This window comes from Sphingomonas sp. BAUL-RG-20F-R05-02, assembly GCF_022662305.1.
Taxonomy (GTDB): Bacteria; Pseudomonadota; Alphaproteobacteria; order Sphingomonadales; family Sphingomonadaceae; genus Sphingomonas.
Genome location: NZ_JAKNQH010000005.1, coordinates 313,292 through 338,154, shown reverse-complemented (window position 1 = coordinate 338,154; position 24,863 = coordinate 313,292). Strand labels below are relative to the sequence as shown.

Annotated in this window: 31 protein-coding genes; 15 read left to right on the top strand and 16 right to left on the bottom strand. The window is 64.9% G+C overall.

What is annotated here, in order from left to right; all coding sequences use genetic code 11:
- Window positions 1–40: 40 nt before the first annotated feature.
- The 6 genes from pth (at window position 41) to L8F97_RS13710 (ending at window position 5,614) form a co-directional block, all read left to right on the top strand.
- The gene (gene pth, locus L8F97_RS13735) at window positions 41–616 is read left to right on the top strand and encodes an aminoacyl-tRNA hydrolase (protein WP_242151032.1); all 576 of its coding nucleotides are present in this window, start codon (window positions 41–43) and stop codon (window positions 614–616) included.
- Window positions 613–1,215, top strand: coding sequence for a TIGR02466 family protein (locus tag L8F97_RS13730; RefSeq protein ID WP_242151031.1), 603 nt, complete (start codon window positions 613–615; stop codon window positions 1,213–1,215). The genes pth and L8F97_RS13730 overlap by 4 nt, the downstream gene beginning before the upstream one ends.
- An 81-nt stretch (window positions 1,216–1,296) precedes the next feature.
- The gene (gene ychF, locus L8F97_RS13725; protein WP_242151029.1) at window positions 1,297–2,397 is read left to right on the top strand and encodes a redox-regulated ATPase YchF; all 1,101 of its coding nucleotides are present in this window, start codon (window positions 1,297–1,299) and stop codon (window positions 2,395–2,397) included.
- 66 nt (window positions 2,398–2,463) lie between these two features.
- A complete protein-coding gene (locus tag L8F97_RS13720) occupies window positions 2,464–2,763 on the top strand; it encodes a hypothetical protein (RefSeq protein WP_242151026.1) in 300 nt (99 codons plus the stop codon).
- A 53-nt stretch (window positions 2,764–2,816) separates the two neighbouring features.
- Window positions 2,817–4,292 carry a hypothetical protein gene (locus L8F97_RS13715; RefSeq protein WP_242151024.1) on the top strand — a complete coding sequence of 492 codons (1,476 nt, stop codon included), beginning with the start codon at window positions 2,817–2,819 and terminating at the stop codon, window positions 4,290–4,292.
- A gap of 44 nt (window positions 4,293–4,336) precedes the next feature.
- The gene (locus tag L8F97_RS13710; protein WP_242151021.1) at window positions 4,337–5,614 is read left to right on the top strand and encodes an ectonucleotide pyrophosphatase/phosphodiesterase; all 1,278 of its coding nucleotides are present in this window, start codon (window positions 4,337–4,339) and stop codon (window positions 5,612–5,614) included.
- A 93-nt stretch (window positions 5,615–5,707) separates the two neighbouring features.
- Here the strand turns inward: L8F97_RS13710 and L8F97_RS13705 are convergent, their stop codons facing one another.
- From L8F97_RS13705 to petA, 5 genes are all read right to left on the bottom strand, one after another.
- Window positions 5,708–6,178: a hypothetical protein gene (locus tag L8F97_RS13705; RefSeq protein WP_242151019.1), complete on the bottom strand. Its 471-nt coding sequence runs from the start codon at window positions 6,176–6,178 to the stop codon at window positions 5,708–5,710.
- 207 nt (window positions 6,179–6,385) lie between these two features.
- Complete coding sequence (locus tag L8F97_RS13700; RefSeq protein ID WP_242151016.1) at window positions 6,386–6,928, bottom strand: adenine phosphoribosyltransferase; 543 nt, start codon at window positions 6,926–6,928, stop codon at window positions 6,386–6,388.
- Window positions 6,929–6,931: 3 nt separating this feature from the next.
- Window positions 6,932–7,783: a cytochrome c1 gene (locus L8F97_RS13695; protein ID WP_242151014.1), complete on the bottom strand. Its 852-nt coding sequence runs from the start codon at window positions 7,781–7,783 to the stop codon at window positions 6,932–6,934.
- Between the two features lie 11 nt (window positions 7,784–7,794).
- Entirely contained in the window at window positions 7,795–9,099 is a 1,305-nt protein-coding gene (locus tag L8F97_RS13690) for a cytochrome b (protein ID WP_242151011.1), read from the bottom strand.
- Between the two features lie 12 nt (window positions 9,100–9,111).
- Window positions 9,112–9,696 carry a ubiquinol-cytochrome c reductase iron-sulfur subunit gene (gene petA, locus L8F97_RS13685; RefSeq protein ID WP_242151009.1) on the bottom strand — a complete coding sequence of 195 codons (585 nt, stop codon included), beginning with the start codon at window positions 9,694–9,696 and terminating at the stop codon, window positions 9,112–9,114.
- Between the two features lie 176 nt (window positions 9,697–9,872).
- Between petA and L8F97_RS13680 the strand changes: the two genes are divergently transcribed.
- The 3 genes from L8F97_RS13680 to L8F97_RS13670 are packed head-to-tail and all read left to right on the top strand — an operon-like array spanning window position 9,873 to window position 11,822.
- Window positions 9,873–10,334 carry a tRNA (cytidine(34)-2'-O)-methyltransferase gene (locus tag L8F97_RS13680; RefSeq protein WP_242151006.1) on the top strand — a complete coding sequence of 154 codons (462 nt, stop codon included), beginning with the start codon at window positions 9,873–9,875 and terminating at the stop codon, window positions 10,332–10,334.
- A gap of 41 nt (window positions 10,335–10,375) precedes the next feature.
- Window positions 10,376–11,218, top strand: coding sequence for an oxygen-dependent coproporphyrinogen oxidase (gene hemF, locus L8F97_RS13675; protein WP_242151005.1), 843 nt, complete (start codon window positions 10,376–10,378; stop codon window positions 11,216–11,218).
- 4 nt (window positions 11,219–11,222) lie between these two features.
- Complete coding sequence (locus L8F97_RS13670) at window positions 11,223–11,822, top strand: GNAT family N-acetyltransferase (protein ID WP_242151003.1); 600 nt, start codon at window positions 11,223–11,225, stop codon at window positions 11,820–11,822.
- Here L8F97_RS13670 and L8F97_RS13665 read toward each other — a convergent pair.
- Window positions 11,786–12,553 carry a hypothetical protein gene (locus L8F97_RS13665; RefSeq protein WP_242151000.1) on the bottom strand — a complete coding sequence of 256 codons (768 nt, stop codon included), beginning with the start codon at window positions 12,551–12,553 and terminating at the stop codon, window positions 11,786–11,788. The two genes, L8F97_RS13670 and L8F97_RS13665, sit on opposite strands and share 37 nt — an antisense overlap.
- 10 nt (window positions 12,554–12,563) lie before the next feature.
- Window positions 12,564–13,391, bottom strand: a complete 828-nt coding sequence (locus L8F97_RS13660) for a hypothetical protein (RefSeq protein WP_242150998.1) — start codon at window positions 13,389–13,391, stop codon at window positions 12,564–12,566.
- 113 nt (window positions 13,392–13,504) lie between these two features.
- Between L8F97_RS13660 and lipB the strand changes: the two genes are divergently transcribed.
- The 3 genes from lipB (at window position 13,505) to L8F97_RS13645 (ending at window position 15,363) form a co-directional block, all read left to right on the top strand.
- On the top strand, window positions 13,505–14,191 hold the full coding sequence (gene lipB, locus L8F97_RS13655) for a lipoyl(octanoyl) transferase LipB (RefSeq protein ID WP_242150995.1): 687 nt from the start codon (window positions 13,505–13,507) through the stop codon (window positions 14,189–14,191).
- 66 nt (window positions 14,192–14,257) lie between these two features.
- A complete protein-coding gene (locus L8F97_RS13650) occupies window positions 14,258–14,500 on the top strand; it encodes a hypothetical protein (protein WP_242150993.1) in 243 nt (80 codons plus the stop codon).
- 176 nt (window positions 14,501–14,676) lie between these two features.
- Complete coding sequence (locus L8F97_RS13645) at window positions 14,677–15,363, top strand: hypothetical protein (protein ID WP_242150990.1); 687 nt, start codon at window positions 14,677–14,679, stop codon at window positions 15,361–15,363.
- Window positions 15,364–15,417: 54 nt separating this feature from the next.
- On the opposite strand, the gene xth is transcribed toward L8F97_RS13645, so the two are convergent.
- Window positions 15,418–16,188, bottom strand: coding sequence for an exodeoxyribonuclease III (gene xth, locus L8F97_RS13640; protein WP_242150987.1), 771 nt, complete (start codon window positions 16,186–16,188; stop codon window positions 15,418–15,420).
- 13 nt (window positions 16,189–16,201) lie between these two features.
- Entirely contained in the window at window positions 16,202–16,540 is a 339-nt protein-coding gene (gene erpA, locus L8F97_RS13635) for an iron-sulfur cluster insertion protein ErpA (protein ID WP_242151226.1), read from the bottom strand.
- A 133-nt stretch (window positions 16,541–16,673) separates the two neighbouring features.
- Between erpA and L8F97_RS13630 the strand changes: the two genes are divergently transcribed.
- On the top strand, window positions 16,674–17,519 hold the full coding sequence (locus L8F97_RS13630; protein ID WP_242150984.1) for an IclR family transcriptional regulator: 846 nt from the start codon (window positions 16,674–16,676) through the stop codon (window positions 17,517–17,519).
- A gap of 66 nt (window positions 17,520–17,585) precedes the next feature.
- Here the strand turns inward: L8F97_RS13630 and L8F97_RS13625 are convergent, their stop codons facing one another.
- The 4 genes from L8F97_RS13625 to L8F97_RS13610 form a co-directional block, all read right to left on the bottom strand.
- The gene (locus L8F97_RS13625) at window positions 17,586–18,410 is read right to left on the bottom strand and encodes a M23 family metallopeptidase (protein WP_409929044.1); all 825 of its coding nucleotides are present in this window, start codon (window positions 18,408–18,410) and stop codon (window positions 17,586–17,588) included.
- A gap of 101 nt (window positions 18,411–18,511) precedes the next feature.
- Complete coding sequence (locus L8F97_RS13620) at window positions 18,512–19,315, bottom strand: ferritin-like domain-containing protein (RefSeq protein WP_242150981.1); 804 nt, start codon at window positions 19,313–19,315, stop codon at window positions 18,512–18,514.
- Window positions 19,312–19,779: a peroxiredoxin gene (locus L8F97_RS13615; protein ID WP_242150978.1), complete on the bottom strand. Its 468-nt coding sequence runs from the start codon at window positions 19,777–19,779 to the stop codon at window positions 19,312–19,314. The genes L8F97_RS13620 and L8F97_RS13615 overlap by 4 nt, the downstream gene beginning before the upstream one ends.
- A complete protein-coding gene (locus tag L8F97_RS13610) occupies window positions 19,776–22,448 on the bottom strand; it encodes a bifunctional [glutamine synthetase] adenylyltransferase/[glutamine synthetase]-adenylyl-L-tyrosine phosphorylase (protein WP_242150976.1) in 2,673 nt (890 codons plus the stop codon). The genes L8F97_RS13615 and L8F97_RS13610 overlap by 4 nt, the downstream gene beginning before the upstream one ends.
- Between L8F97_RS13610 and L8F97_RS13605 the strand changes: the two genes are divergently transcribed.
- Window positions 22,448–22,720 (top strand): hypothetical protein, encoded by a 273-nt coding sequence (locus L8F97_RS13605; protein ID WP_242150973.1) that lies wholly within the window; start codon window positions 22,448–22,450, stop codon window positions 22,718–22,720. The two genes, L8F97_RS13610 and L8F97_RS13605, sit on opposite strands and share 1 nt — an antisense overlap.
- On the opposite strand, the gene L8F97_RS13600 is transcribed toward L8F97_RS13605, so the two are convergent.
- The 3 genes from L8F97_RS13600 to L8F97_RS13590 form a co-directional block, all read right to left on the bottom strand.
- Entirely contained in the window at window positions 22,717–23,364 is a 648-nt protein-coding gene (locus L8F97_RS13600; RefSeq protein ID WP_242150968.1) for a sigma-70 family RNA polymerase sigma factor, read from the bottom strand. The genes L8F97_RS13605 and L8F97_RS13600 overlap by 4 nt on opposite strands.
- 83 nt (window positions 23,365–23,447) lie before the next feature.
- Window positions 23,448–23,594, bottom strand: a complete 147-nt coding sequence (locus L8F97_RS13595; RefSeq protein WP_242150965.1) for a hypothetical protein — start codon at window positions 23,592–23,594, stop codon at window positions 23,448–23,450.
- A 60-nt stretch (window positions 23,595–23,654) separates the two neighbouring features.
- Window positions 23,655–24,458 carry a response regulator gene (locus tag L8F97_RS13590; RefSeq protein ID WP_242150961.1) on the bottom strand — a complete coding sequence of 268 codons (804 nt, stop codon included), beginning with the start codon at window positions 24,456–24,458 and terminating at the stop codon, window positions 23,655–23,657.
- Window positions 24,459–24,678: 220 nt separating this feature from the next.
- Here L8F97_RS13590 and L8F97_RS13585 point away from each other — a divergent pair, with 220 nt between their 5' ends.
- The gene (locus L8F97_RS13585) at window positions 24,679–24,858 is read left to right on the top strand and encodes a NepR family anti-sigma factor (RefSeq protein WP_242150958.1); all 180 of its coding nucleotides are present in this window, start codon (window positions 24,679–24,681) and stop codon (window positions 24,856–24,858) included.
- Window positions 24,859–24,863: the final 5 nt, after the last annotated feature.

The following is a 24,863-nucleotide window of genomic DNA, read 5'->3' as shown; positions in this document are numbered from 1 at the left end:
GCGAGCCTCCCTGCCCTTTTCGTTTTTGGAGCAGTGTGACGTGCAGATTTGGGTCGGTCTTGGTAATCCCGGCGCCCAATATGCGCTCAACCGTCACAATGTCGGCTTCATGGCGATCGACACGATCGCGGATTTTTATAATTTTTCAGCCGTGAAGAAGGCGTTTCAGGGCTGGACGCAGGAAGGCCGGGTCGGCTCGGAAAAAATCCTGCTGCTCAAACCCGCCACCTTCATGAACGAAAGCGGCCGCAGCGTCGGCGAGGCGATGCGCTTCTACAAACTTGCCGAGAGTGACGTGACCGTGTTCCACGACGAACTCGATATCGCGCCGTTCCGGGTGAAGGTGAAAGTTGGCGGCGGCACCGCCGGGCATAACGGCCTGCGCTCGACCGAGGCGCATATTGGTAACGCGTTCCGCCGCATCCGGCTTGGCATCGGTCATCCGGGGCACAAGGACAAGGTGTCGCCCTATGTGCTCGGCAACTATGCCAAGGCCGAGATGGACCCGCTGTCCGATATGCTCGGCGCGGTCGCGGCGGAGGCGGCGTGGCTGGCCAAGGGTGACGACGTACGCTTCATGAACGATGTCGCGTTGCGGCTGGGGGATGGCAAATGACGATCCGGAGCCTGTTCGCCACGCCCGTCTATGACGGCGCGCTCGGCGATGCCGCGCTGCTCGACGAACTGGAGCAATCCTGCCTGATGTTCGCGTCGGAAGATCGCGCCGGACGCGGCTGGTCGAAGGCGCATAACTATCGCGGCTACACCAGCTACGCCTCGCTCAACGACCTGCCGCAGCGTGATCCGGCGTTCGGCGATCTCGTCAGGAAACTGAACAAGCATGTCGCCGCCTTTGCGGAGGCGTGCGCGTTCGATCTCGGCGGGCGCAAGCTCAAGCTCGACAGCCTGTGGGTCAACGTTCTCAAGCCCGGCGGCATGCATTCCGGGCATATCCACCCGCATTCGGTGGTGTCGGGCACGCTCTATGTCGCGGTGCCGCCGGGCGCGGGCGCGATCCGCTTCGAGGACCCGCGCCTGCCCTTCATGATGGCCGCGCCGACCCGCCGCGAGGATGCGCCCGAGGCGATGCGCACCTTCGCCCACGTCACGCCCGAGCCCGGCACGGTGCTGCTGTGGGAAAGCTGGCTCCGCCACGAGGTGATCGCCGGCACCGCCAAGCAGGACCGGATCAGCATCAGCTTCAACTATAGCTGATCTGGCCTTCCGCCGCCGCAGCCGCTATCGGCGACACCAACGCGCGCCCGCTGCGGCGCACCAGCATTCAAGGACGATAAAATGGGTTTCCGCTGTGGTATCGTGGGCCTGCCGAACGTCGGCAAATCCACCCTGTTCAACGCGCTGACGCAGACCGCGGCGGCGCAGGCGGCGAACTATCCGTTCTGCACGATCGAGCCCAACGTCGGCAACGTCGCGGTGCCGGATGCGCGGCTGTATCAGCTTGCCGAGATCGCCGGATCGGCCAAGATCGTCGAGACGCAGCTTGCCTTCGTCGATATCGCCGGCCTCGTGCGTGGCGCGTCAAAGGGCGAAGGCCTCGGCAACCAGTTCCTCGGCAACATACGCGAGGTCGATGCGATTGTGCACGTGCTGCGCTGCTTCGAGGATGGCGACGTGACCCATGTCGAGGGCAAGGTTGATCCGATCGCCGATGCCGAGACGGTCGAGACCGAGCTGATGCTGTCCGATCTCGAAAGCCTTGAAAAGCGCGTACCGAACCTCGCCAAAAAGGCGGCGCAGGGCGACAAGGAGGCCAAGATCGGCGTCGCCGTGCTGGGTCAGGCGCTCGACCTGCTGCGCGAGGGCAAGCCCGCGCGGCTGACCGTGCCGAAGGACGAGGAGGAGGCGCGCGTGTTCGCGCAGGCGCAGCTGCTCACCTCCAAGCCGGTGCTGTACGTCTGCAATGTCGACGAGGGCGATGCGGCGAACGGCAATGCGCTGTCCGCGCGCGTGTTCGAGAAGGCGGCGGCCGAGGGCGCGCAGGCCGTGGTGGTCTCCGCCGCGATCGAGGCGGAGATCGCCACCATGCCGCAGGAGGATCGCGGCGAGTTCCTGGCGGAACTGGGCCTGGAGGAAACCGGCCTCGCTCGCGTCATCACCGCCGGGTACAAATTGCTCAAGCTGCTGACCTTCTTCACCGTCGGCCCCAAGGAAGCGCGCGCGTGGACCGTCCATGTCGGCGCCAAGGCTCCGAATGCAGCGGGCGAAATCCACACCGATTTCGAACGCGGCTTCATCCGCGCCGAGACGATCGCCTTTGCCGATTACGTCGCCTTCAAGGGCGAGACCGGCGCGCGCGATGCGGGCAAGCTGCGCCAGGAGGGCAAGGAATATGTCGTGCAGGACGGCGACGTGATGCTGTTCCGCTTCAACGTCTGACGGATACCGCCTTCGCCGGTATCGTAGCGATGGCCATGATACCGGGAAGCGGCTAAGCAGCGCGCGATGCTGCTGCGCCTGCTCCTCTGCCTCCTGCTCGCCACGCTCGGCTGCCAACCGGCGGCGGCGATGCCGTGCCACGACGCGGGCGGCATGACGATGGCAGCAGAGCACGGCACGCCCGCCGAGCGGCATCACGAGGCGATGCCCGCGCATGCCTGCCTCGGCTGCATCCCGCCCGAAACGCTGCGCGCCGGCGCGCTCCCCGCACCGGTCGTGGCGCCGACGCTCCCGGTCGCGCCTGCACCCGCAAGGCTCGATCCAGACGGCGGCACCCCGCCGGCGCTGCCGCCACCTCGCGTCTGAAGCGAACCGCCGGGCCACCCGCCCGCCGTTCCCTTTTTCGCGAGAACTGTAGAATGATCCGACTGTTGTTCGGCGCGGCGCTTGCCGCTCCCGCCGTCGCCGCGCACGCGCAGGCGACGGACCCGCACATGCCCGGCATGGCGATGCCCGCGCCGCATCCGGCGGCCCCGCTTCACCACGCTGTGCGGCGCAAGCCCCCTGTCCGCAAAGCCACGCCGCCCGCCGCGCCTGCGCACCCGAAGCCGGCCATGCCGACGATACCGGACATGGCGACACCGGCCAGCCCGCCCGCCGCGATGCCCGGCATGGCGATGCCGGCCCAGCTCGCACCCGCCGACACCCCCGCGCCGCCGCACGACATGGCGGCGATGCCCGGCATGGTCATGGCACCCACCGGTTATGCGGAAGGCTCCGGCACCGCGCGCAACCCGGCTGCGGAGGGTATGATGCGCGGCCTGCATCTCGCCACCGGCGACTGGATGGTGATGCTGCACGGCTATGCCTTCGCCACCTATACCGATCAGGGCGGCCCGCGCGGACGTGACATGGGGTTCGTCACCTCGATGGCGATGCTCAGCGCGCGCCACGATCTGAACTCGCAGACGCATCTGCAACTGCGCACCATGCTCAGCCTCGACCCGCTGATCGGGCCGCGCGGCTACCCCAATCTGTTCGCCACCGGAGAGACCGCAAACGGTCGCGATCCCCTGATCGACCGGCAGCACCCGCATGACCTATTCATGGAGTTGTCCGCCCGGATCGACCGCGACGTCGCGCCCGGCACCTGCCTGTTCCTCTACGGCGGCCCGGTGGCGGAACCGGCGCTGGGGCCGTCGGCGTTCATGCACCGCGCCTCCGCCGAGTATCAGCCGCTCAGCCCGATCACGCACCATTGGTTCGACAGCACGCACATCAGTTACGGCGTCGTCACCGCCGGCATTGCGGCAACACACTGGCAGATCGAGGCGTCGGGCTTTCGCGGGCGTGAGCCGGACCAGCATCGCTGGAACATCGAGACGCCCGGACTCGATAGCTGGAGCATACGCGCGACCTGGAACCCGAGCGCGCATTGGTCGGCACAGGTCAGCCATGGCCACATCACCAGCCCGGAACAGCTCGAACCCTTCACCAACGAGGCGCGCACCACCGCCAGCGTGCAATATGCCGGTGGTGGCCTCTCTGCGCTCGCCGCCTTTTCCGCCAAGAACAAGCTACCCGGCCGCACGCTGACCGCGTTTCTCGGCGAGCTAAACTGGGATTTCGCGCCTCGCGAGACGGTGTTCGGCCGCATCGAGAATGTCGCCAACGACGAACTGTTTCCCGATCTGCTCGATCCGCTGCATGGCGCGAAATACCGCATCAGCCTGTTCGAAGCCGGCTATGCGCACCGCCTGCGCCTCACCCGCGACACCGGCGTCGCGCTGGGCGGTGCGCTCGGCGTCTATGCCAAACCGGGCGCTCTCGACGCCGCGTACGGGCGCTTTCCGGTCAGCGCGAGCGTGTTCGCCAAATTCATGCTCGGACGATGAGCGCTGTCTTGAAGATGTCGCGAAGCGGGCGCAGAGGGCGCCCCATGCGTTGGTATAGCAAAATCGTCGTCGCCGGGCTGTGTGCCAGCCTGCAAGCCTGTGTCACCCCGCCCGCCGCCGCACCCGCGCCGCCGGTGGCGCAGACGGAGGCGGCACGACAGCCGGTGACGATCCTCATCTCGATCGACGGATTTCGCAGCGACTATCTCCAGCGCGGCGTGACGCCGCGGCTGAACGCGCTCGCCGCCGCCGGGATCAGCGCGGTGATGCACCCCGCCTTCCCGTCCAAGACCTTCCCCAACCACTGGACCCTCGTCACCGGGCTGCGGCCCGATCGCAACGGCATCGTCTCGAACAGCATGGAGGATGCCGCCCGCCCCGGCGAGACCTTCACCATGGCGACCGACGATCCATTCTGGTGGAACGAGGCCAAGCCGATCTGGGTCGATGCCGAACAGGCCGGCATCCACACCGGCACGATGTTCTGGCCCGGCGCGAACGTCGCGTGGGGCGGTGCGGTAAAGCCCAACAGCCACGGCGCGACCATAGGCGGTACCCGGCCTGAGGACTGGATGCAGTTCAACCAGGCGGTGACCGGCGCGCAGCGGGTCGAGGGCGTGCTCGACTGGATGCGCCGGCCGACCGCGATCCGCCCACGCTTCGTGACGCTGTATTTCGATACGGTCGATAGTGCCGGCCACATGTTCGGTCCGGACGACGCGCGCACCACCGCTGCCGTCGCCGACGTCGATGCGCTGATCGGCAGGCTGACCGATGGGCTGCGTGCGCTTGGGCAACCCGCCAATCTCGTCATCGTCGCGGATCACGGCATGGCGGCGACGAGCAGCGAGCGTACCATCGCGCTCGACCGGATCGCCAACCCGGCCGACTACCGCGTGTTCGAAACCGGTCCGTTCGCGTCGCTGTCGGCGGTGCCGGGGCATGAGGCGGCGCTGGAAAAAGCGCTGTTCGCGCCGCACGCGCATCTGCATTGCTGGCGCAAGTCGGACATTCCGGCGCGGCTCCATTACGGCGCTAATCCGCGCATCCAGCCGTATTTCTGCCTCGCCGATGCGGGCTGGGAAACCGCCAAGACGACGCCCGACAAGCCGCGCACCGGCGGCGACCATGGTTACGACAATATGGCGCCGGAAATGAACGCGCTGTTCATCGCCAGCGGCCCTGCGATCAAGCCCAAGGGCAAGCTCGCCGCGTTCGACAATGTCGATGTGTACCCGCTGCTGCGCGATCTGCTGGCGCTGCCGCCCGCTGCGGGGGTGGATGGCAACGATGCGCCGTTCCGGGACGCGCTGCGACGGTGATACAAAACGGGCGGCGTGTCATCGACACGCCGCCCGTTTCGGATTTGGGTAAGCCAGGCTGGCGGTGTGTACGACCGCCCCGCCGCCCGTCGATCAGTGGTGGCGACCGCCACCGCCACGGCCGTGGAACCCGCCGCCACCGCCGCCGTGGAAGCCACCACCGCCCGGGCCGCGACCACCGCCGCCATGGAAACCACCGCCACCAGGACCACGCCCGCCCTGAACGCCGCCGCGTGCGCCACCGAAGTCGCGCCACATCGGGCGTACATCACGGTGCGCGTTGTTCCAGGTCTGCGAACGCCCGCGCCAGTAATTCTGCTGACCACCGTTCCACCGATGGCGACCACGGTTGCGATCATAGACGTAGTAGCCGGTGCCGGGATAGTAATAGTCGCCGTACCAGCCCCAGTATGGATCGGCGTTGAAGCCACCATAATAGGGATCGTAGCCGTCGCTGACATAGCCGACGCCACCGCCGTAGCCATATCCGTCATCGACACAGGCGGACAGGCCGACAGCAGCGGCAAGGCCGAGACCGGCAATCAGGATTTTGCGTGAAAGCATGGTTTTACTCCAACAGGACGCGGTGCCCGCGAGACCTGCGGCGCATCATGTCGGATCAACGATATATTGTCGCCAGAGTTCCATATCCGTTCCCCCCACGAAACACGGGGTTGCGGTAACCTGCCCGACTGGTCGCGATGGCCACGGCAGATTGCCGGATCGGCCCCGCCGGATGCTGATCACCGCACGCTCAGCCTCGACGAAAGCTCAGTGCCCCTCGAACGCGATCAGCGCGTCGACCGAGATCCCGTCGCCGCGCAGCGCGTCGGCACCGCCGAGTTCGGGCAGGTCGAGCAGGAACTGCACCTGCTCCACCACCGCACCCGCCTTGCGCAGCAGCCGCACCGCCGCACGGGCGGTGCCGCCGGTGGCGATGAGATCGTCGACCAGCAACACCCGCTGGCCGGGCACGAGCGCATCCTCGTGGATGGCGATGCGATCGGTGCCGTATTCCAGCACGTAATCCTCAGCGATGGTCGCGCCGGGCAGCTTGCCATCCTTGCGGATCAGCAGCACGCCCGCGTTCAGCGGCGCTGCCAGCGCGGCGGCGAAGATGAAGCCGCGTGCCTCGATCCCCGCGACCAGATCGACCTTCCCCACCACTCGCGCCGCCATTCGCGCGATCGCCTCGGCAAAGCCGTTCGCGTCGAGCAGCAGCGTGGTGATATCCCGGAACATGATCCCCGGCTTGGGGAAATCCGGGATGGTGCGGATCAGGGCTTTGAGGTCGTCGTTCTGGCCTGCGGTCATTCTCTAGTGTTTCACATTACGCCAGACATTCTGATACGCGCCGTATGCGAGGAAGCAGAACACCAGCAGGAACCCAAGCACGGCCAGGCCGGCGCCGTGGCGGGTATCGAGATTGGGTTCGGCTGTCCATGTCAGAAACGCCGCGACGTCCTTCGCCATCTGGTCGACCGTCGGCTTGGTCCCGTCGAGATACTGGACCTGTCCGTCGGACTTGAGCGGCGGCGGCATCGCGATGTTGAGGTTGGCGAAATACTGGTTGTAGTACAGGCCCTTCGGCGTTTTCACGTCGGGGAACTTGGCAAGCAGATCGGCCGGCTGGTTCACATAGCCATGCCCGACCAGCGAGTAGATATAGTCCGGCCCCTCATGCCGCGCCTTGGTCATCAGCGAGAGATCGGGCGGGACAGCATTGTTGTTGGCGGCGCGTGCGGCCACGTCGTTGGCGAACACCAGCGGGAAATGGTCAGACGGGATGCTCTTGCGCGTGGCGACTTCGCCGGTGTCCGGATTGATGCTCGGCTGTTCGATCTGCCAGCCCGCGGCGATCGCCTTCACCTGACCATCGTCATAGCCAAGCTTCTTGAGGTCGCGGAACGACACCAGCCGGATCGAATGGCAGGCCGAGCAGACCTCCTTATAGACCTGGAAGCCACGCTGAAGCTGACGCAGATCGAACTTGCCGAGCACACCCTCCGATGGCGGTTCGGCACTCAGCAGCGGGTGCTGCGAGCGGACGTAATGTTCGGCGGTCGGCGCGGGCGGATCGGTGACGACACCGATGACCGACCAGAGCAGCGACCAGGCCAGCACGGCGACGATGCCGAGGCCGACAATCCCGGAAATCCAGCGAATCATGGTCGTCCCCCTTATTCGGCTGCCAGCACGGAACCGCTGACCGCGGATTTCGTCGGGCTGGTGCCGCCATGCTTCGCCAGCACCGCCTCGGTGATCGAGGTCGGCAGTGGGCGCGGACGCTCCATCCGCGACACGATCGGCAGGATGACGAGGAAATGTGCGAAGTAATAGGCCGCCGCGACCTGCGCCGTGATGACGTAGAGCGGCTCCGCCGGCGATCCGCCGCACCAGCCCAGCACCAGCACGTCGGCCACCAGAATCCAGAAGAAGGTGCGGTACACCGGTCGGTAATTGGTCGAGCGAACCGGCGAACTGTCCAGCCACGGCAGGAAGAACAGCAGCGCGATCGACCCGAACATCGCCAGCACGCCCCACAGCTTCGCGGGGAGGATGAAGTCCGACGTGAACGAGCGCAGGATCGCGTAGAACGGCCAGAAATACCATTCCGGCACGATATGCGCGGGCGTGGAGAGCGGATTGGCCGGAATGTAATTGTCCGGGTGGCCGAGATAGTTCGGCGCGAAGAAGATCAACCCGGCGAACACCACCAGGAAGATGCCCAGCCCGAAGCCGTCCTTCGCGGTATAATACGGGTGGAACGGCACGGTATCCTGCTCGCCCTTCACGTCGACGCCGGTCGGGTTGTTCGAGCCGGGAATGTGCAGCGCCCAGATGTGCAGCACGATCACGCCCGCGATCACGAACGGCAGCAGATAGTGCAGCGAGAAGAAGCGGTTGAGCGCGGCATCGTCCGGCGCATAACCGCCGAGCAGCCACACGCGGATGGTATCGCCGACGATCGGGATCGCCGAGAAGAAGCCAGTGATGACCTGCGCGCCCCAGAAGCTCATCTGCCCCCACGGCAGCACGTAGCCCATGAACGCGGTCGCCATCATCAGCAGGAAGATGACGACGCCCAAGAGCCACACCATCTCGCGCGGCGCCTTGTACGATCCGTAGTAAAGCCCGCGGAAGATGTGGGTGTAGACCACGATGAAGAACATCGACGCGCCGTTCGCGTGCGCATAGCGCAGGAACCAGCCGGCGTTGACGTCGCGCATGATGTGTTCGACCGAATCGAACGCCACACCGCCGTTGGCGGCATAATGCATCGCCAGCACGATGCCGGTGATGATCTGGATGCCAAGCGCGGCCCCGGCGAGCACGCCGAAGTTCCAGAAATAGTTGAGGTTGCGCGGCACCGGATACCCTGCGCCGACCGCATTGTAGACGAGGCGCGGCAATGGCAGCCGTTCGTCCACCCATTTGGTGACGCCGTATTTCGGTTCGTAATGCTTGGCCCAGGGAAAGCTCATCTCAGTGCATCCTCAACCGACGGTGACCGTCGTGTCCGACGAGAAGGTGTATGGCGGCACGGCCAGGTTCTTCGGCGCCGGGCCTTTGCGGATGCGCGCGGCGGTATCGTATTGCGAGCCGTGGCACGGGCAGAAATAGCCGCCGAACTGGCCGCGGTTCTCGCCCTCGTGAATGCCGAGCGGGATGCAGCCGAGATGCGTGCAAACGCCGAGTGTGATCAGCCAGTTGGCCTTGCCGGGCTTGGTACGCTCCGCCAGTGTCTGCGGGTCGCGCAGTTCGCTGAGCTGGACGGCATTCGCCTCCTCGATTTCCTTGGGGGTGAGGTGGCGCACGAACAGCGGCTGCTTGCGGAAGCTGGTGACGACGCCCTGCCCGGCCTCGATCTTCGACAGATCGACCTCGGTGGTGGATTGCGCCAGCACGTCCGCCGACGGACTCATCTGGTTGATGAGCGGCAGCACCACGATCGCGCCGCCGACGCCGGCCCAGGCCACCGCCGCGATGTTGATGAAGTCGCGCCGGCGCGGATCGTCTTCGCCCTCGTGGTACGGGGCGGGGTCCTCTCCGGGTGGCACGGCATGATCGAGTGTCGCCATTTCTCTGCCCTTGTCTTCCGTGTCGACCGTTGCGGCCTCGGCGGTGGGTCTTTTCTGAGGTGAAACGCGCTAGACGCTGCCACCCTGAACCTCTCCGTCCCCACGGGAGGTAGTGATCTGATAGACGGAGGTGGCACGCTTTGCCAACAGCAATTTACCTCTGTTAAAGGCGCGCGATGCGGATCGCTTTGTACCAGCCCGAAATCGCCGGCAATGTTGGCACTATCCTGCGCATGGCAGCGTGTTTCGGCGTCGCGGTCGATCTGATCGAGCCGATGGGCTTCGCGTATGGCGATCGGGCGCTGGCGCGGGCGGGCATGGACTATGCGCGCGTTGCCGAAGTGCGTCGTCATATCGACTGGTCCGCTTTTGTCGGCACGGCACCGTCACGTCTGGTGCTGCTGACGACACGCGGCGGCACCCGGCTTGATGCGGCCAGCTTCGACGCGGGCGACACCTTGCTGTTCGGGTCGGAGGGCAGCGGCGTGCCGCAGCCCGTGCACGATCGCGCCGACGCGCGCATCCGCATCCCGCTTGGCGCCGGCATGCGCTCGCTCAACCTCGCGGTGGCGTGCGGCATCGCGCTAGGCGAGGCGTTGCGGCAGACGGATGGTTGGCCGGGCGATGTCGAGTTTTGACCACTCGACTTGCGCGGGCGTCTCGCGCAAGAGCAACCGTCATGCAACCGCTCGACGAACAGCAAACCGCCGCCCGCACCTGGTTTGAGCATCTGCGCGACCTGATCTGCGCGGAATTTGAACGTATCGAGACCGAAGCGGGGTCCGAGGCGATCTTCGAATATACCCCTTGGGACCGCACCGATCCTTCTGGTGCGCCCGGAGGCGGCGGTGTGCGCGGCGTGATGAAGGGCAAGGTCTTCGAAAAGGTCGGCGTGAACGTCTCGACCGTCGGCGGCCAGCTCGAAGGTGAGTTCGGCAAGACTATTCACGGCGCGGCGGATGACCCCAGTTTCTGCGCGACCGGCATCAGCCTCGTCGCGCATATGGCCAACCCGCACGTCCCCGCCGTCCACATGAACACCCGTTTCCTGACGACCACCAAACGCTGGTTCGGTGGCGGCGCCGATCTCAATCCCCCGCTGCCGGTGAAAGAGGACACCGCCGCTTTCCACGCCGCGATGAAGGCAGCGTGCGACGCGCATGATCCGGCGCATTACCCGCACTTCAAGGCATGGGCCGACACCTATTTCTACATACCCCATCGGAAGGTGCATCGTGGTGTGGGTGGCATCTTCTACGATCACCTCGAAGGCGATTTCGACGCCAATTTCGCCTTTACCAAGGACGTCGGCCGCGCGTTTCTCGAAATCTTTCCCAAGATCGTGCGGCGGCGAATGGACACGCGCTTCGATGCGGTGGACCTCGCCGCGCAGCGCGCATGGCGGGGACGTTATACCGAATTCAACCTCGTCTATGATCGTGGCACGCTGTTCGGGCTCAAGACCGGCGGCAACATCGACGCCATCCTGATGAGCCTGCCGCCCGTCGCGACCTGGAGCTGAACCCGTGGGCCTGACTGGCGTACGCGCGACTGACGTGGCGACGATCGTCACCACGCTGGAGATGCGCGCGCGGCCCGAGGTGTTGGCGAAGCCGACGTCGCCGCTGCGACTGGTGCAGCTCGAACGCCCGACACCGGATCGCTACCGCGCGTTGTTCCGGGCGGTCGGCGAGCGCTGGCTGTGGTTTTCGCGGCTCGTGATGGACGATCGTTCCCTCAGCGCGATCATCCACGATCCCGATGTAGCTGTGTTCGCGGCCGTGGACGCCGCAGGCAACGACGCCGGCATGCTGGAACTCGATTTCCGCCGCCACGGTGAATGTGAGCTCGGCTATTTCGGGCTGGTACCGGATCTCGCCGGACAAAAGCTCGGTCGCTGGTTGATGGCAGAGGCGCTTGGCCGAGCGTGGGCGCCCAGTGTGGGGCGGGTATGGGTCCATACCTGTACGCTCGACCACCCATCGGCGCTAAACTTCTACCGCGCGTCCGGTTTCACGCCAATCGCACGCACGATCGAGACGTTTGCCGACCCGCGCATCCTGGGGCTGCTACCCGAATCGGCCGGTCCTCACGTGCCGCGGTTGAGCGCCAGCGCTTCGCGGTAAAGCGCGATCCGCACCAGAATTCCCGCAGTCAGCGTCACCGTCAGCGTCGCCGCCGCCATTGCGTCGAGCAACGCCGCCGCGACCGGGTTGGCCATCGGTGCGCCACCCATCGTCCGCCCCGCCACCGCAAAGGGCAACGCGACAAGCTGCCCGCCGAACAGCAGCAAGCCGGAGATCGCCATCATCACGACACCGTTGCCGCGCGTCAGCCGCACACTGCGCTGAAGCGCCGCCACCACGCCGACCGGCTGCTCCGCGACGATCACCGCCCCGCTCAGCAGCAGTCGTCCCAGGAGGTACAGCGACGGCAGCACCAGCACCACGCCGATCGCCGGCAACATGAACAGCCCCGCCGGAAGCGACACCAGCAGCGCCGCAAGGAAGTAGCGCGGGAACAGCCGCAGCGCATCCGCCAAAGCGTCGCGTAGCGCAGGCCGCCCATTGCCGAGATACAAAAGCAGCATGACCAGGCTGCCGAACAAGGTCAGCAGTTCCGCGCCGAACAGCCAAGGACCATAAGCGCCGAACCAGCCGGTAAACGCCTCCAGCCACGTCCGCACCGCCGCTTTATCAGGCTGCCCCTCCGGCATCATCGGGGCGACCGGTATCAGCAGCGAACAGGCAAATTGCGGCAGAAACACGAAGAACCCCGTAACGCGCAGCAACAAGTCCCAATCTGCTCGCCACATCTCCCACGCGGTACGAAGTGCACGGCCTATGTTGATCTTCATAAACAACTTTTCATGCGAGTTCGATGACCGCTTCACGACCATCGCGAACCACGACGAACAGGCGCGCGGCAAAAATGACGGCCAGGATGGAAAACCCCGTCTGAACGAGTGCAACCAGGATCGCGGTGATGATCGTCGCGAAATTCACCGGGCCCGCGCCCAGCGTTAACAGACCAAGGATCGTACCGAAAACCGTCCGCGTCGCCATCGTCGCGACTTGCGAGACGATGATGTACAACAGCAGCACACCGACCAGCTTCAGCGTCAGCCCGCGTGTCAGCCGCAGCGATCGTGGCAGCGCGGATACGCCCCGCCGCTCCGCCACCAGCGCCGGGTCGACAAGCAGCAGCCGGGCGAACAGGATCAGCACCAACACCGTGAAAAAGAGGCTGTACACCAGCGCAAACACGGCCGGCCCGAATGCTATCGTCGGCATGGCGCCGGGCGCCGGCATCTGCCCGGGCACGATCCCGCCGAGCGCGAACGCGACGAAGATCGGAGCCGCCGCCACCACAACAATACCGAGTTCGATCACCGCGACGAGCAGCTTAGCCGGCAGCCGCGCTGCCCCGATACGGATCGCCCCCGATGAGTCGACCGGCTCGATCACGAGTGCTGTCAGTGCGAGATTACCCCACAAGGTCACGATGCTCATCGCCAGCGTGGCAAGGCCGAACACGATGTTTGCTGGCGTCGCGTCGCGACCGACCAGCGGCATGAGGTTGCCGAGCAGCGCCATCGGCACGAAGATCAGCGGAACCGCAATGCGCAGCACCGCGCCGAAGCGATCGCTGATGAACCCCGACGTTCCGTCCCACGTTGTCCCGATGCTGACCATGCGTCCCCCGACAAAAGCGCCGCCGTTGCGTAGCGTTAGCGCAAGCGGCGGAAGCTTGCCAACCGATCCCGCATAATCTTGCGCTTGGCAGCACTTGAGCGCAATCGACGGCAATGGACCTGACGACCGAGATCGAATGGCGTGTCGAGCCGACGCGCATGCCCTATCAGGATGCGCTCGCGACGATGGAAGCGCGTGCCGCCGCCGTTGCCGCGGGCGACGCGCGAGAGCTGGTGTGGCTACTCGAACACCCGCCTGTGTACACCGCCGGCACCAGCGCGAACCCCGCTGAGCTGCTCGATCCGCGCTTCCCGGTGGTTCAGACCGGGCGTGGCGGCCGCTTCACCTATCACGGCCCTGGCCAGCGGGTCGGCTATCTTGTGCTCGATCTCAACACGCGCGGACGCGACATCCGCCACTTCATCTGTTCGCTGGAAGGATGGCTGATCGACGCACTCGCTCAACTCGGCATCGTCGCGTTCCGCGCACCCGGTCGGATCGGCATCTGGACGCGCACGGCCGATGGCGCGGAGGCCAAGATCGGCGCGATCGGGGTGCGGGTGCGGCGCTGGGTGACATTGCACGGTTTCGCGATCAACCTCGCGCCCGATCTGTCGCATTTCACCGGCATTGTGCCATGCGGCTTGCCCGACTTCGCCGTCACCAGTGCACGGGAGCTTGGCAAAGCGAGTGATTTCACCACCTTCGACGCTGCGCTGGCAGCTACGTTTCCGGCGTTTCTACAGCGTTTGCGCGGCAGTGCGGAAAACAGCCTTGAGGCAAAAGCCGGTTCAGACTAATATCCCCCTCGATTTGGGTAATAAGGTCAGACGGCCACCCGGGTCGCCTATCTAGGGAGCTTTTCTATGCGTGCATTCATTTCCAAGGTCGCTGTCGTGTCGCTCGTCGCCGCTGCTGCGGTTTCGCTGTCGGCTTGCGGCAAGACCACGTCGACCACCGACAACACCACCGTCACCGACCTGAACTCGATGGACAGCACGGACACGATGTCCGACAACATGACCGCAGTCGATGGCACGATGGCTGACAACGGCATGATGGGCGACAACGGCGCGATGATGTCGAACGGTTCGTCGAACGCGATGTAATCACCGGCAACGGTGTTCTGAAAGGCCGTCCGGACCATCCGGGCGGCCTTTTTGATTCCGTCGATCTGATCCGCCGCAAATCGACAAACCGTTACGGCGTCGTGCGAAATAGGGTTTGGACAGCGGCGAGAAACGCCCTAAACATAGTAAAGATCCAATTTGCCTGAGAGAAAAAGATGAAACTGTCGCGTGCGTTAGGCGGAATTGCTGCGGTGTGTGCAGCGACGCTTTCTCTCCCTGCCAACGCGCAGTTCTTTTTCTCGCCGCACGATATGACGGCGCCGCCGATTACCGGCACCGAGGCCAATTTCGCGACCGATTTTCCCAAGGCCACGCCTACGGAGGTCCGCGCCGCACTGGTGTGGCAGATGCGTGCCGCGCTGAACGTCGCGGCGCTGCAATGCCAGTTCGAGCCGACGCTGCTCGCCGTCCCGAACTACAATGCGGTCCTGTTCAACCATAAGGACGAGATCAAGAAGTCGTACGATACCGTCACCAAATATTTTATCCGGGTCAACAAGACGCCCAAGGCCGGGCAGACCGCGTTCGATCATTTCGATACGCGCAATTACTCGACCTTCACCGCCGTCGATGCGCAATACGGCTTCTGCCAGACGGCTGCGCAGATCGCGGTCAAGGCTGCGATGGCGCCACGTGGCCAGTTCTACAAAGTCGCACTGGAAGAGAGCGGCACGCTCCGCAACAGCCTCGTTTATTGGGGTGACCAGCGCTTCCCGCGCCATCCCGTGATCGCAACTGCAAAGGGCATACCGAACCTCGATCCGCGCTGCTGGGACAAAAAGGGCCAGTGGGTCGAGAAGACATGCGGTGCACAAGACACCAATCTGGCCAGCGTAAAGTAATCTTGCGGACCCGCGCCGGAGAGCAAAGCTTTCCGGCGTCCCCGCCAAAACGACTTATCTTAGACGCGCCCAGGTAGGGGCATGATCGCTCGCCTTCTCACGACCGCGATATTCCTTGTCGACGCCCGCGTCGACAAGCCGGTCCGCAGCGATCGGCGATAGCAGCAGGTGATCGATACGAAAGCCGGCATCACGCTGCCATGCACCCGCCTGATAATCCCAGAACGTCCAGACGCCGCCTTTAGGATGCCGCGTCCGCAACGCATCGGTCCACCCTTGCGCGACGAGCGCGCGAAAGCCCGAGCGGCTTTCCGGCTGCATGAGCGCATCACTGGCCATTACACGCACCGAGAAGGTGTCATCATCATTGGGGATGACGTTGTAGTCGCCCGCCAGCACGACCGCCCGCTCCTCGCCCAGAAGATCCCTAGCACGCGTCGTCAGCCGCTCGATCCAGCGCAACTTGTAATCGAACTTGGGCCCGGGGAGCGGATTGCCGTTGGGGAGGTAGATTGAGGCGACGATCAACCCATCGACATCCGCTTCGAGGTAGCGGCTGTGGTCATCCTCGCTCTCACCGGCAAGGCCGCGTTGCCGCTCTACCGGCTCGACGCCTTTCGCCAGCACCGCAACACCGTTGAACCCTTTCTGGCCATGCCACACCGCACCATAGCCGGCATCCCGGATTTCGGTGATCGGGAACGTCTCATCCGTTGTCTTCAACTCCTGAAGGCAGACGATTTGAGGCTGTTGCTCGGCAAGATACTCGATCAGGCGCGGCAGGCGCGCCTTAATGCCGTTGACGTTGTAGCTGACGATCTTCACGATTTAGTGACGATCAGATCGAGAAGCTGGAACCGCAGCCGCAGCCCGACGCCGCCTGCGGGTTGGTCACGCGAAATGCCGCGCCGCCGAGTTCCTCGACGTAATCCACCGCCGCGCCGCGGACGAGATCCAGACTGACCGAATCGACCACCAGCCGCACCGCGCCGTTTTCCGCCACCGCGTCGTCACTCTGCACAGTGTCGGCGAACCCGAACTTGTATTGGAAGCCCGAACAGCCTCCCCCATCTACCGACAGTCGCAGGATCGGCGGCTTGCCCTGTTTGGCCGCGATGGCTGCGACGCGGGCAGCAGCGGAGTCGGTCAGGGCGATTTCGGGAGCGAGTGTGGCCATGACATTGAGATAGGCGGTGCCAGGCCGCACGGCAACCGCTCCATCCCGGCTCGACGCGGTGGCCGACACCGCTTAGACCGGCAACCTTTACCGGCCGGATCGGACGGTACGGTTATGATTACAGGAGGATGTGTTGGCGACCCCGATGAGCCCCGCCGCGCTGGCGCCCGATGATGATGCCGAGGTCGCGCGGCCCGCACCCGAACGCAACCTCGGCGCGCAGACGCTGGAGCGCGGGCTGACGTTGCTCGCGCTCGCCGCGTCCGAACCGATGACGGTCGGCAACCTTGCAAACGCCAGTGGCCTGCCGCTGAGCATCGTGCGGCGGCTTGTTAAAACGCTAATCGCCCGCGAGTTTCTCGCGATCGCGCCGGACAGCGTCGTGCGCGGCGGCGGCGAATTGCTGCGGCTGAGCCAGGCGTCGCTACAACGGCTCGACCTGGTTTCCGTGGCGCGGCCGTGGGTGCTTGCGCTTGCGCGTCAGACCGGGCTGAGCGCCTTCCTCGGGCGGCGCCAGCTCGACAAATCGGTGCACCTGATGCGCGCAGCCGGCGCGGAGCGGGTGGCGGTGACGACTGGTGCCGGCAGTACGCGATTCCTGCCGGAGACCGGACTTGGCAAGGCACTGCTGCTGGATGACGACGTCACGAGCTGGACCGAATTGTTCGGCGCGATCGCGGCGGAGGAGCGCGGCGACTGGCTTGTCGAGATGACCCTTGCGGCGGAACGCGGCGTCGTGCTCAAGATCGGTCCCGCGCCTGATTGCATCAATGCGGTCGCCGCACCCGTGCGCGACGCAACCGGCAAAATCGTAGCCGCGATCAACGTCGCGGCACAGGCGCAATACCTCGACGACGAACGTATGGCGGAGGTTGCGACCGCCGTTCTCGACACCGCGCTGTCGATCAGCCGGGAGTTGGGCTTCTCACCGGACATGGTGCCGAAGCCGCCATATACAAAACGCGCGCGGAAAGTCTGAGAAGGACAACAAAAAAGGCGCCGGTCTCGTGACCGGCGCCTTTTTTTGGTGCCTAAACACCATCGATCAATCGGCAGCGTCATCCGCCGCGGGGCCGACGCCGACCGGGATCGTGTGTACCGAACGATCCTGCGCCGCCAGCAGATAGTCGGCGGTCTGAAGGAAGGGCACCGGGTTCACGGCGTGACCATCGATGCGAACTTCATAGTGCAGATGCGGCCCGGTTGAGCGTCCTGTCGAACCGATCAACGCGATCAACTGCCCACGATGCACGCGCGTGTGGTCGGCTACCAGGATCTTGGAAAGATGGCCGTACCGGGTTTGAATACCCTTGCCGTGATCGATCTCGACCAGGTTGCCGTAACCACCGGCACGCTCCGCGCGATCGACGAAGCCGTCTGCGGTTGCATAGACCGGTGTACCGACCGAGCCGGGGATGTCCACGCCAGCGTGCATCTTCGCGGTGCCGCGAAACGGATCGGAGCGGATTCCGAAGTTGCTGGTAAAGGCGAGATGCTCGACCGGCTGAACCGATGGAATCGCGATCGCCCCCCCCTGGTCGAAGGTGTCGAGCTTCTTCCAGGTCTGGAACAGTGAACGGAACTGCACGTCCGCGCGTGTGTCGGCAGCAGTCGTCGCGCTGTCGGCGGCGTCGAACGCGCTGCCTGCCGCAGCGGAATGAACCGCAGCCACTGCCGCGGCACCTTCGGCCGCATGCGCAACGCCGCCAGCCATCATACAGGAGGCGATGCCAGCGATGCCGGCGACCAGTCCTCGCGCCGTGCGGAACGTCGCATGATGATAATCGTTATGACGGATGCAGTCACGATTGGTGAAGAGCGATTGGAGCGCCGAGAAAGACGCACACGATGTAAGCGTGGTTATGTTCATCGGTTCCCAGTGGCCGTTAACGCGCTTGCCGATTACGACGGCACCCGCCCCACGTCCAGATCGCAGCCCCTCCACGCCCGGACGCCTTTTCTTGCCCTTATTTACCAAGGCGGGGCAAGCGGCTGATAATATTCCCGCGTCAGACCGGCAGCATGACGCGCCGAATCGTTGAACGGCTCTTTCAATTCGCCACGAAAATATTGCGACAGCAGCTTTTTCCAATGCGCCGCCGGAAGCACGCCGGCGCTCGCGCAACCGGATTCGAACCATTTCGTGCCCGTCCGCACGTGCCGAATCTCATCATCGAAGATCCTTCGCATGATCGCGGCGGTTGCTCCGTCGCCAGCGGCATCTGCACGCGCGATCTTATCCGGCGTCACGTCGAGGCCCCGCGCCTCCAGCACCATCGGCACGATCGCCAGCCGGGCAAGCGCATCGCCGGCGGTATCCGCCGCCGACTCCCACAAGCCATCGTGCGCCGGTAGCGCGCCGTAGCGGCTGTCGAACGCGCGCAGGCGCCGCTCGACCAACGCGAAGTGCATCGCTTCGTCGGCCCCGACCGAAAGCCAGTCACTGGTGAACTCCGGCGCGAACTGCGCGCCGAACCGCCCGGCCATGTCGAACGCGAGGTCGATTGCGATGAACTCGATGTGCGCGAGCGCGTGCAACAGCGCGACGCGTCCGCGCAACGAACCACCCTTGCCACGCCTGGGCATATGGGTCGGCGGCAACAATCGCGGTTCGGCCGGTCGCGCAGGACGATCCGGCATGGCGCTGCCGTCGACCGGGCCGAACGCGCCCCGCCGCCAGCCGCGTGCGACGGCGCGGGAGCGCATCACCTTGGCAGTCGGTTCCGCGGTTTCGAGTACGTCGCGGATCGCGGCTGAAACGCTTGGCAACGTCACGCCAGCAATTTTGCCGCTGCCAGGACCTGCTCGGCATGACCTGCGACGCGAACCTTGCCCCAGCGCCGCGCAAGCGTGCCATCCGCGGCGAAGAGGAAAGTTGACCGCTCGACACCCATGTAGGTGCGTCCGTACATGCTCTTTTCGACCCACACGCCGAACGCTTCCATGACCGCATGGTCCTCATCACTGGCGAGCGGTACCGTGAGATCGTATTTGGTAGTGAACTTGGCGTGCTTGGCCGGCGTGTCGGGTGATACGCCAAGCACCGCGACTCCCGCCGCCGCGAAGTCAGCCGCCAGCGCGCTGAAATCCTGCGCTTCGCGCGTGCAGCCCGTCGTGTCGTCCTTGGGGTAGAAGTACAGCACGAACGGCTTGCCGACGAAGCTGCGCAGCGAAACTTTCGCGCCGTCCGCGCCTGCAAGTTCCAGATCGGGAAGTGCTTCGCCCTCTGCAATCGTCATATCCGGTCTCCTGTCGCGACTGCCACCAGAAAGTCGACGACCTCCTGCCGTGTCGCGGCGAGCGAGGCAACCACGCCGTCCCAATCGGCCATGCCGAGCGCGCCGGCAATCAGGCGCTGCGTGGGCGCCGGCGGAATCGCGGCATCAGGCGCGACCAACCGCAGCGTGACAAGCAAACGCGTCAGCAACGCCTCGGCATCGCCGAGCGTCGGCGGCGCCAGTCCGGCCGCCGCCAACGCGCCGATCGCCTCGCTTAAACTGGAGGAAAAGCCGGCCAAGCAGGTCAGTTGGCGAACGTGGACGGCGAACTCCAGATCGACGAGACCGCCCGGCAGCAACTTGGCATCGAGCGGGCCGGCGGGCGGCTTGTGCTTCGCCATGTCGGCACGCATCGCCATCGCATCCGCGACGATGTCACGCTGCGGCCGCTCTCCGCACAAGACCGCGTCGATCACCGACTGCACCTCGGCCCGCGCGCGTGCGGAGCCGAACACCGGCCGCGCGCGGGTCAGCGCCATGTGTTCCCACGTCCACGCGCTCTCGCGCTGATACCGCGAGAACCCGTCGAGCGAGACGCTGAGCGGCCCTTGCGTACCTGAGGGTCGCAGACGCGTGTCGATCTCGTAAAGCGGGCCGGATGCGGTGGGCGCGGACAAGGCGCCGGTGATCCGCTGCGCGAGCCGGTTGTAGTACAGCACCGCGCCGAGCGGCTTCGTGCCGTCAGATTCCAGGCGGTAATCGCCCGTAAAAAGGTAGATGAGGTCGAGATCGGAGGCATGGGTCAACGCCGCGCCGCCAAATCGCCCAAGCGCAAGGATGACCAGTTCGCTGTCCGGCACACTGCCATGCACAGCGACGAACTCGCTTACCGTCGCCGCCGCCAGCACCTCCGTCGCGGCCTCCGCCACCCGCGCATAACCCGCCGCGACAGCGAGTGGATCGCTGGCGGCGGCAACGATCTGCGTGCCGAGCGCAAACCGTTTCTCTCCGACAATACGGCGGACGTGGTCGAGCAGCGCCTGATAATCCTGCCCGCCATGCATCTCCGCAGCCAGCGCCGCAACGTCGCCAACCGGGCCGAGCGCGGTCGCATCAATCAGCCCGTCGAACAATTCGGGCCGACGCGCGAGCGCCTGTGCCAGCGTTTCGGCATGGCTCAGGATCAGCGCGAGCAGCCGCGCCAGCGCCGGCCGCGCCTGCAACAGTCGGAAGAAGTTGATCGCACTCGACAGGTGCGACAGCATACTGTCCAGCCGGGCGACCGCAGTACTCGGATCGGGCGCCTGCCCCAGTGCCTCGATCAGGCCGGGAAGCACCGCCTCCAACGCGGACCGCGCCGCCTCGCTGCGCAGCGCGGGATAGATGCCGGCACGCCATTGCCCGATCGCACGCGCGGCGCCTGACGGATCGGCAAATCCCGCTGCGGCAAGTTGCGCGGCGAGATGTTCGGCGCTGAACGACATGGCGGCGCCCTCCGCCGGATCAAGCGCATCGTAGATCGCCCCGACACGCTCGACATGCGGTCGCAACAGAGCGAGCAGCGCCGCACCGTCGTCCAGCCCATGCAACTGCGCGAGCGAGTCGAGCGCCGCACCCTCTGGCAGCCGGTGCGTCTGCCGGTCCTCCACCATCTGCACGCGATGCTCGATCGTGCGCAGCAGCGTATAGGCTTGGCTCAGCGCCGTTGCCTCGCTGGCACCGATCCAGCCTGCCGCAGCCAGCGCGGCAAGCGCGTCGCGTGTGGCGGGCGCGCGGACCGACACATCCCGGCCGCCGTGAATTAATTGGTGGATCTGCGCGAAGAATTCGATCTCGCGGATGCCGCCGCGCCCCCGCTTCAGGTCATAGCCCGCGCCAAACGCCTGCCCGTGCGCATGATGATCGCGGATGCGCCGCGAGATGCCACGGATTTCCCCGATCGCGCCAAAATCGAGCGCACGCCGCCAGATGAACGGTTGGATCGCGGCAAGGAACCGCTCGCCCAGCGCGAGATCGCCCGCCGCCGCCCGCGCGCGGATAAAGGCTGCGCGTTCCCACGGCAGCGCCAGCGATTCGTAGTAGGAGATTGCGGCGTCCACGGGCAGCGCGATCGGCGTCGCCTCCGGCGAAGGCCGCAGCCGCAGATCGACACGTAAGACATAGCCGTCGCCGTCGCGATTCTGGAGAATCTCGACAACGCGTCGTGCGATCCGCACCGCCGCCTCGCCGACATCCTCACGAGGACGGCACGGTAGTGTCGCGGGATCGAAGATCAGAATCGGGTCGATGTCCGACGAGTAATTGAGTTCGTGGCTACCCTGCTTGCCGAGCGCGATCGCCGCAAAACCGCGTGGCTCGACATCGGGCGTACGTTCCGCGATCGCCGTCCGTATCGCCGCATCCAGCGCGTGGTCGGCAAACGTCGACAATATCAAGGTCACATCGGTAAGGTCGTAGGCACCGGCAAGATCGCCGATCGCAACGCTCAGCGCGAGCCGCCGCCGCGCCAGCCGCAACTGCGTGGGCACCGGCATGGTTGCTTCCCCGTCCTCGCGCGCAAAGGGCAGCGGCAAGCGACCGGCCGCGAAGACATCCGCCAGTTCTGTCTCTCGCTGCAACGCCAGCTGGAGGAATGGCGCGTGCGCACGGGCCCGCTCAAGTGCAGCGTGAATGGAAGATGGATTGACCATTGGTGAGATCATCGGCGCGACATCGGCTTGAGTTGTTTCGCCACTGTAAGCAACAAAAGCCAAGTTGGACGGTTCTAGTCTTTATGTCGATCAACTTAACCTCAAGCGCCGACAGCGCCACAGGGCAAAGCTTTTCAGCGGCCGCCCCGCGCCGCAGCGACATCATCGCCACTGCGCTCTGCTGCGCATACGCAACACCAGTCGACGATCAGGATTTCGATATTCTGCTGGCGATGATCGACTGCGAGACGCGGGAATTCCGCCCGAGCTAGTCCCGGTCCCGATCGCGGCTTAGATCGTCGACCTCACCCATGATCGTGTCGAGTGCGGTCATGCCCGGCTCATTGCTATGCGTACGCCTCGACGGCAGGCTGTTGTCACTCATCAACGATTCCAAAGCAACTCGCCCGCGCGCAACACGGCTCTTGATCGTGCCGACCGCGACACCGCAAATCTCTGCAGCTTCCTCGTAGGCGAAACCGCCTGCCCCTACCAGGATCAACGCTTCACGCTGCGGTTGCGGCAGGTGCAACAAGGCACGCTGCATATCGCCAAGCTCGACGTGACGATCCTGGCTCGCCGGAGCGGCAAGGATCCGATCCGCCACAAGGTCGTCCCACTCGCCTTTGAAGCGCGCACGTCGCATTTGCGACAGGTAGAGGTTGCGCAGGATGATGAAAGTCCATGCGCGCATGTTAGTGCCGGCCTGGAAGCGCTGACGCGCCGCCCATGCCTTCATCAACGTCTCCTGCACGAGATCGTCGGCGAGATCGCGACTCCCCGACAGCGAACGACCAAATGCACGCAGATGTGGGATCACCTGAGCGAGCTGCGCCTTAAACTCCGTATCGGAGAGGGCAACATGCTCCACCGCGGTAGCAACTTCCTCGTCATCCGTATCGCGCGCGTCGCTCATCAATATCCGTTTCTATTCCCGATACACTACATGGTGAGCGGGGAGTGCAAAGTCCATCCGGGCGCCTGCAAAGGGCGGTCGGTTCAGCGCATACCTATGGCAAGCAGTACCGCGAACAGGATCACTATCACGACCAACGAAACCCCCAGCACGTAGCGCGTGACATGGGGTGTCGCGCCGCTCCGCGCCTCGGTTCCGCTAACTTCGGTGGTGTCTTCTGGATCAGCCATACGGGTTCCAACCTACGAAAACCGTTTTGGCTCCGTACCGGTTGGAACCCATGAAAATAATCAGGCCGGAACGGTCGTGGAGTCGAAGAACAGCGCCTGACTGATCGCCGCTTTCACCGTGGATCGCTGGAACGGTTTGGTGATGAGGAACGTCGGCTCAGGACGCTCGCCTGTCAGCAGACGTTCCGGGAATGCCGTAATGAAGATCACCGGTACGGAGAATTCCGCGAGAATGTCCTTCACCGCGTCGATGCCCGAACTGTCATCCGCAAGCTGGATGTCGGCGAGAACCAGACCTGGCCGATCCTCCATCGCAAGCGCCACGGCCTCGTCACGAGTAACAGCAACACCGGTCACTTCATGGCCAAGATCGCGCACGATCGTTTCGATGTCCATCGCGATGATCGGCTCGTCCTCGATAATGAGGACACGACTGCGCGTCTGCTTCTCAATCTCGACCAGCGCCTCGGCGACGAGCGCCTCCACTTCATCGTGGTCCACGTCGATCAGATAGGCCGCGTCCTCGGGCGTGAAGCCTTCCATAGCCGTCAGCAGCAACGCCTGCCGCGACAGCGGCGTCATCCGCGCCAGCCGCGCACGCGCGATCGCTTCGGCATCGGCAGCGGGATCGATGCTCGATTCGTCCGCAGTCTCATCGAAGTTCGCCGAGGTCCAGATCGCCTGGAACATCCGGTACAGGCCAAGCCGCGGATCGACCTCACGCGGGAATTCGTTAGGCGCCGCTACGATCGCCTCGAGCGTGGCCCGGACGTAGCGGTCGCCCTGAGTCTGGCTACCGGTGAGTGCACGGCCATACCGCCGAAGAAAGGGAAGATGCGGTGCAAGCTGTTGTCCTAGCGACATGACCTTTGGGGTCCTCCGTGAGAAAGCGCCGCCCATTCCTGGAAGCGGACGGTCGCCAATGCAATGCGATTTGGTCGAAAAACAACGGCGGTGGTTTTTCGCATCGCAGGTGGAACAATCGAAGCGCTCTTTAGTTTCATTGCGGCTACACGACGTGTAATCAGCACCGCTTCCATCCGGATCCCCGGGTGGATATGTTCAAAAATCCCGGCGATGCCGGATGCCGAAGGGGACGACATTGCGTTCGGGCGACGAGTCTTCAAAAAAACCGCCGAGCGTGCGTGCGAAGGTCCAAAGCAAGGATCGCGACATGGGCGCGGCCCTTCGTACCGTCTATCAAAAGACGGTTGACGAGACCGTCCCGTCCGAGATGCTTGATCTCCTCGGCAAGCTCGACTGAGCGTC

Coding starts and splice junctions, on each gene's coding strand:
- L8F97_RS13690 (WP_242151011.1), bottom strand. CDS start 9,099: ATGAGCTTTCCCTGGGCCAAGCATTACGAACCGAAATACGGCGTCACC.
- L8F97_RS13610 (WP_242150976.1), bottom strand. CDS start 22,448: ATGGTCAATCCATCTTCCATTCACGCTGCACTTGAGCGGGCCCGTGCG.
- L8F97_RS13650 (WP_242150993.1), top strand. CDS start 14,258: ATGCGTGCATTCATTTCCAAGGTCGCTGTCGTGTCGCTCGTCGCCGCT.
- hemF (WP_242151005.1), top strand. CDS start 10,376: ATGCAACCGCTCGACGAACAGCAAACCGCCGCCCGCACCTGGTTTGAG.
- L8F97_RS13695 (WP_242151014.1), bottom strand. CDS start 7,783: ATGATTCGCTGGATTTCCGGGATTGTCGGCCTCGGCATCGTCGCCGTG.
- erpA (WP_242151226.1), bottom strand. CDS start 16,540: ATGGCCACACTCGCTCCCGAAATCGCCCTGACCGACTCCGCTGCTGCC.
- L8F97_RS13680 (WP_242151006.1), top strand. CDS start 9,873: ATGCGGATCGCTTTGTACCAGCCCGAAATCGCCGGCAATGTTGGCACT.
- L8F97_RS13615 (WP_242150978.1), bottom strand. CDS start 19,779: ATGACGATTGCAGAGGGCGAAGCACTTCCCGATCTGGAACTTGCAGGC.
- L8F97_RS13720 (WP_242151026.1), top strand. CDS start 2,464: ATGCTGCTGCGCCTGCTCCTCTGCCTCCTGCTCGCCACGCTCGGCTGC.
- L8F97_RS13585 (WP_242150958.1), top strand. CDS start 24,679: ATGCCGAAGGGGACGACATTGCGTTCGGGCGACGAGTCTTCAAAAAAA.
- lipB (WP_242150995.1), top strand. CDS start 13,505: ATGGACCTGACGACCGAGATCGAATGGCGTGTCGAGCCGACGCGCATG.
- L8F97_RS13645 (WP_242150990.1), top strand. CDS start 14,677: ATGAAACTGTCGCGTGCGTTAGGCGGAATTGCTGCGGTGTGTGCAGCG.
- L8F97_RS13600 (WP_242150968.1), bottom strand. CDS start 23,364: ATGAGCGACGCGCGCGATACGGATGACGAGGAAGTTGCTACCGCGGTG.
- L8F97_RS13660 (WP_242150998.1), bottom strand. CDS start 13,391: ATGGTCAGCATCGGGACAACGTGGGACGGAACGTCGGGGTTCATCAGC.
- L8F97_RS13730 (WP_242151031.1), top strand. CDS start 613: ATGACGATCCGGAGCCTGTTCGCCACGCCCGTCTATGACGGCGCGCTC.
- L8F97_RS13665 (WP_242151000.1), bottom strand. CDS start 12,553: ATGAAGATCAACATAGGCCGTGCACTTCGTACCGCGTGGGAGATGTGG.
- L8F97_RS13710 (WP_242151021.1), top strand. CDS start 4,337: ATGCGTTGGTATAGCAAAATCGTCGTCGCCGGGCTGTGTGCCAGCCTG.
- L8F97_RS13625 (WP_409929044.1), bottom strand. CDS start 18,410: ATGAACATAACCACGCTTACATCGTGTGCGTCTTTCTCGGCGCTCCAA.
- petA (WP_242151009.1), bottom strand. CDS start 9,696: ATGGCGACACTCGATCATGCCGTGCCACCCGGAGAGGACCCCGCCCCG.
- L8F97_RS13715 (WP_242151024.1), top strand. CDS start 2,817: ATGATCCGACTGTTGTTCGGCGCGGCGCTTGCCGCTCCCGCCGTCGCC.
- L8F97_RS13705 (WP_242151019.1), bottom strand. CDS start 6,178: ATGCTTTCACGCAAAATCCTGATTGCCGGTCTCGGCCTTGCCGCTGCT.
- L8F97_RS13700 (WP_242151016.1), bottom strand. CDS start 6,928: ATGACCGCAGGCCAGAACGACGACCTCAAAGCCCTGATCCGCACCATC.
- ychF (WP_242151029.1), top strand. CDS start 1,297: ATGGGTTTCCGCTGTGGTATCGTGGGCCTGCCGAACGTCGGCAAATCC.
- L8F97_RS13595 (WP_242150965.1), bottom strand. CDS start 23,594: ATGGCTGATCCAGAAGACACCACCGAAGTTAGCGGAACCGAGGCGCGG.
- L8F97_RS13590 (WP_242150961.1), bottom strand. CDS start 24,458: ATGTCGCTAGGACAACAGCTTGCACCGCATCTTCCCTTTCTTCGGCGG.